This window comes from Micromonospora sp. NPDC049089 (assembly GCF_040648775.1).
GTDB lineage: Bacteria > Actinomycetota > Actinomycetes > Mycobacteriales > Micromonosporaceae > Micromonospora.
Window position 1 is genome coordinate 1 of sequence record NZ_JBEZEH010000326.1, and the last position, 4,243, is coordinate 4,243.

General features: G+C 69.9%; 4 protein-coding genes. 3 read left to right on the forward strand and 1 reads right to left on the reverse strand.

Annotated elements, in window-relative coordinates:
* Window positions 1-259: 259 nt before the first annotated feature.
* Complete coding sequence (locus tag AB0B48_RS32015; RefSeq protein ID WP_357208147.1) at window positions 260-1,189, forward strand: polysaccharide deacetylase family protein; 930 nt, start codon at window positions 260-262, stop codon at window positions 1,187-1,189.
* 23 nt (window positions 1,190-1,212) lie between these two features.
* Here the strand turns inward: AB0B48_RS32015 and AB0B48_RS32020 are convergent, their stop codons facing one another.
* Window positions 1,213-2,379, reverse strand: coding sequence for a low temperature requirement protein A (locus AB0B48_RS32020; protein WP_357208150.1), 1,167 nt, complete (start codon window positions 2,377-2,379; stop codon window positions 1,213-1,215).
* A gap of 168 nt (window positions 2,380-2,547) precedes the next feature.
* Between AB0B48_RS32020 and AB0B48_RS32025 the strand changes: the two genes are divergently transcribed.
* Complete coding sequence (locus AB0B48_RS32025) at window positions 2,548-3,117, forward strand: RNA polymerase sigma factor (RefSeq protein WP_357208151.1); 570 nt, start codon at window positions 2,548-2,550, stop codon at window positions 3,115-3,117.
* 74 nt (window positions 3,118-3,191) lie between these two features.
* Window positions 3,192-4,175: a hypothetical protein gene (locus tag AB0B48_RS32030; protein WP_357208153.1), complete on the forward strand. Its 984-nt coding sequence runs from the start codon at window positions 3,192-3,194 to the stop codon at window positions 4,173-4,175.
* Window positions 4,176-4,243 lie beyond the last annotated feature (68 nt).

Genomic DNA, 4,243 nt, shown 5'->3' on the forward strand with positions numbered 1-4,243 from the left:
GTGATCCTTCGATCTTGTTGTTGTGGTGGGGGACCAAGCACCCTTGCCTGCCCAAACCCGGCACCACAACCCCATGATCGACGCTCCCAGGGCCTTCCCGCCTCGCCGATCTGGCACTTTCTGTTGCGGTATTTGGGGCATCCCGCTCAATCCGACGACCGCAAGTGCAAGATCGGCGAGGCAGGGGCGGGCGAGCCGGGGGCGGGTCGGGGTGCGGGCGGGGCAGTGAGGGTGGCTCGCGTTTGGGATGATCGACGGCGTGATTCGGGGTCGACTTCGTCCGTTGTGGTGTGGCGTACTCGCGGCGGTGGCCGTTGTCGGCGGTGCCGCGTGTACGGCGTCCCGGGTGCCGCCGCCGGACCGGCCCGTCTTCGTCGGGTCGTCGGCCTCGTCCACCCCTGCCGGTGCCTCTTCGGCGGTGCCGTCGACGGGTGCTACTTCGGAGGTGCCGTCGGCCAGCGTCTCGTCGCCGCCGGTGGTGGTTGCCACGGTGCCGGGCGCGACGCCCATCGGGACCAGGGCGCGGGTGGTGGATCACGGGCCGCGCAGCGGCGCCAAGGTCGCGCTGACCTTCGACGCGGACATGACCGACGGGATGTTGGCCAGCCTGCGGGCCGGCCGGGTGAAGTCCTACGCGAACCTGCGCATCCTCGACCTGCTGGAGCGGGAGCAGGTGCCGGCGACGTTCTTCCTGACCGGCAAGTGGGTGCAGCGGTATCCGGACGTGACGCGGCGGATCGCCGGCAACCCGCGCTTCGAGTTGGCCAACCACACTTACGGGCACGCGGCGTTCACGGCGGACTGTTATGACCTGCCCCGGTTGCCGGTCGACGAGCTGGCCGGCGATGTGGCGAAGACGTTCGAGGTGATCGCGCCGTATGGCGGTCGGCAGACCCGATACTTCCGGTTTCCCGGGTTGTGCCACGACGCGGCGGCGTTGGACGCGCTGGCGCCGCTGGGCGTGACAGTGGTCGACGGGGACGTGGTCAGTGGCGATCCGTTCGCGACGGCGTGGAAGCCGTTGGTACGGGCGGTGTTGGACCACGTTCGCCCCGGCTCGGTGGTGATCATGCATGTGACCGAGGCGAACGCGGCCATGACCGATGAGGCGTTGCCGCACATCCTGGCCGGGCTGCGTGAGCGAGGGCTGGTGCCGGCGCCGTTGTCCGAGGTGCTGGCCGGCGGCTGAGGCGACCGAGGCAGCTAGGAGCATCACGCGCGTTCCGGGTCGACCCGTGCATTCTCGTCGTCGCCGCGGGTGGACCGTCGGGCGTCATATGCCAGCATCAGCACCAGGATGGCGATGGTGGTGACGAGCTGGACGGTCGCTGGCAGGGTGACGCCGATGGCGACGGTGGCCAGTGCCGCCGCCGCGGCGGCGAGTCGGGCCGGGGGGATGGGCAGGCGTAGGGCGCGGCGTACGGCGGCGATGCCGACGAGGTAAAGCGCGACGCCACCGCCGAGGGCGAGAGCGGCGCCGACCGTGGCCGGTTCGTCGGGTCCGGCGACGGCAGTGTGGAGACCGGCGACTGTCGCGATGACGCCGAGCAGCAGCAGGAAGTGCGGGAACACGTAGGTGCGGGCGGCCATCTGGCTGCGGGCGGCGGGGTCGGCGGCGGCCAGGGCCGCGGTGGCGGGTCGGGTGTCGGCGACGTAGGTCCACCACAGAGCGACGGGTACGGCGAGGGCGAGCACGATCGCGGTGGCCGTTGCGGCGGTGAGCTGGTCGGCGGGTACGCCCATGCCGATGGTGACGACGGATTCGCCGAGGGCGATGATGACGAGCAGTCCGTGTCGTTCGACGAAGTGCCCGGGGCGCAGGTGAAAGGCCTCGGGTACGCCGGTCCAGGACAGCCGGCGGGGGAGCAGGTAGGGCAGGACGGACTGGGTGACGACGGCGGCGGCCCAGAGGGCGGGTACGGCGGGGCCGGTGAACGCGGCGGCAGCGAGGACGAGGAGCGCGGCGCCGATGTTGTAGGGGGCGAGTCGCAGTGCGCCGCTGCGGGCGTTGGTGTGCAGAAACAGGCTGAGGTGGACGGCGACGACGATGAGGTAGCCGACGGCGAAGAGCGCGCCGCCGCCGGTGAGGGCGTCGGGTAGGGCGACGGCGCTGATCAGGAAGCCTGCCATGCCGGCGAAGAGCAGCAGCCTGGTGGTGTTCTTTCGCGGGGGCAGGCGGTTGTTGAGCCAGGCGTAGCCGGTGTAGAGGTACCAGAGCAGGCCGAGGATCAGGGCGCTGCTGCCGAAACCGGCCCAGTTGAGGTGGGTTTCGAGGGCGTGGGCCAGTTGGGTGACGGTGAGGACGAAGACGACGTCGAAGAAGACCTCGTCGAGTGTGACCCGGTCGCCGGGGCCCGTGGCGGGCCGCGGGTGTCTCATGGTGGTGGACGGTAGTCGTCGGCGGTGTGTGGTGTTCCCGGGTTGAGGATTCCGTTGAGGGAGCGCCGTGGGTGGTTGTGGGCTGTGCCGGCAGTTGCTGGGGTCGAGCGTTGCGAGGTGGTTTTCGAGGGCTGTCACGGTTGGGGCCCCACCGGACATGGAGTGGGTGTGAGCTCCGGCATTGAGTACTACGAGGACCGCTTCCGGCGTGTCTATCTTGAGCACTTTGAGCCGTTGTTGGCGTACGCGCTGCGGCGCGTCGCGCATCCCGAGGACGGGGCCGACGTCGTCGCGGAGACCTTCCTGGTCGCCTGGCGGCGCAGGCATGACATTCCGGCCGACGGTGAAGCTCGGCTCTGGCTGTACGGCGTGGCCCGGCGGGTGTTGGCCAACCATCACCGGGGTGGGGTTCGCCGGCAGCGGTTGGGTGAGCGGTTACGTGAGCAGATCGCCGTCGTGGTGGCCGCCGATCCGGGCAGTGAGGTGCCTGAGCGGCTCGCTGTCCGGGCGGCGTTGGCGGGTCTGGGTGAGCTGGACCGCGAGGTGTTGATGCTCACCGTGTGGGAGGGCTTGCAGCCGCGAGAGGTGGCGGCGGTCCTGGGGGTGGATCCCACAGTGGTGCGGACACGGCTGTCGCGGGCGCGAGCCAGGCTGCGCGAACTGGTCGGTGACGACCTCGGCCCGCCTGGACATGTACTCGACGTGCTGACCGCAGCGACCCGAAAGGACCAGAGATGACCGAGGAACACCTTGACCGGCTGGTTCGGGAAGCTGACCCCGCTCGGCGGGACCTCATCGGACAGCTTGACGGGATGAAGCAGACCCTCCTGGGGGAGATCATGTCCGAGTCGACGCTCGGTCGGTTCGTGGAACCACCGCGGCGGCAACCGAGAGTGCGTCGTTTGGCTGGTGTGGCGGCGGTGGTCGTGGTCCTTGCCGGCGTCCTGGCCGTCTCTGTTCTGCCGGGTGAGCCCGAAGAGGTCGGGGAGGTGGCTTCCGCTCCCAGCGCCGGTGCTCCGGTCGTCTACTCGCCGGTGGCGATGCGGGCGGCGGAGAAGAATCCGCGGCTGCTGATCAACCGCCCGGGCTGGAAGGCGACCACCGTGTACGGGTTCACCCAGGAGGCGGGCACCATCACGTTCCGCAACGGTGGGCGTGAGGTGGAGTTCGACTGGTATCCGGCTGACGGTTACGCCGGCCGTTACGCCGACCGGCTCAACGTCAGTCGTCCGAAGGCTGTGCAGGTCGATGGCTGGGCGGGTGACCAGTTCGAGTATTCCGCCAGCGACTTCGAGGTGTTGCTCCGTCCCCGTGACGGGGTTTTCGTCGAGTTGCGTACCGGGGGTGACTGGTCTCGGAAGGAGTTCGCCCGGGTCCTCGGGGATGTGGTCCGGGCGGATGCGCGTACGTGGTTGGGTGCGCTTCCGCCGGAGATCGTCACTCCCGACCGGGTGTTGGAGCGGGCGGCCGAGGTGCTCGTGGACGTGCCGCTCCCGCCGGGCTTCGACGTCGCGGCGTTGGTTGACGTCGGCATCAACGATCGCTATCAGTTCGGTGCCGCTGTGACGTCGCGTGTGGGTTGCGGGTGGATCGCGGAGTGGCAGCGGGCGAGGGCGAGTGGGGATGAGGCCGGGGTGCGGCGGGCCGTCGAGGCGCTGCGGAGCAGCCACGGGTGGCGGGTGCTGCGTGACATGGACAAGGCTGGCGACTGGCCGGAGGTGTTCTGGGAGTACGCCGACGAGATCGCGGCTGGGAAGCTGCGGCCCGGATACGTCCAGGGCCTGGGCTGCGCCTGACCACGGAGTGCGCGACACCCCCGGGAGCTGGACTGCCCGGGGGTGTCGTCGTCGGTGGGTCAGTCGTT

Bases quoted from the DNA above. Each gene is read 5' to 3' on its own strand.
- AB0B48_RS32020 (WP_357208150.1), bottom strand. From the start codon at position 2,379: ATGAGACACCCGCGGCCCGCCACGGGCCCCGGCGACCGGGTCACACTC.
- AB0B48_RS32030 (WP_357208153.1), top strand. From the start codon at position 3,192: ATGAAGCAGACCCTCCTGGGGGAGATCATGTCCGAGTCGACGCTCGGT.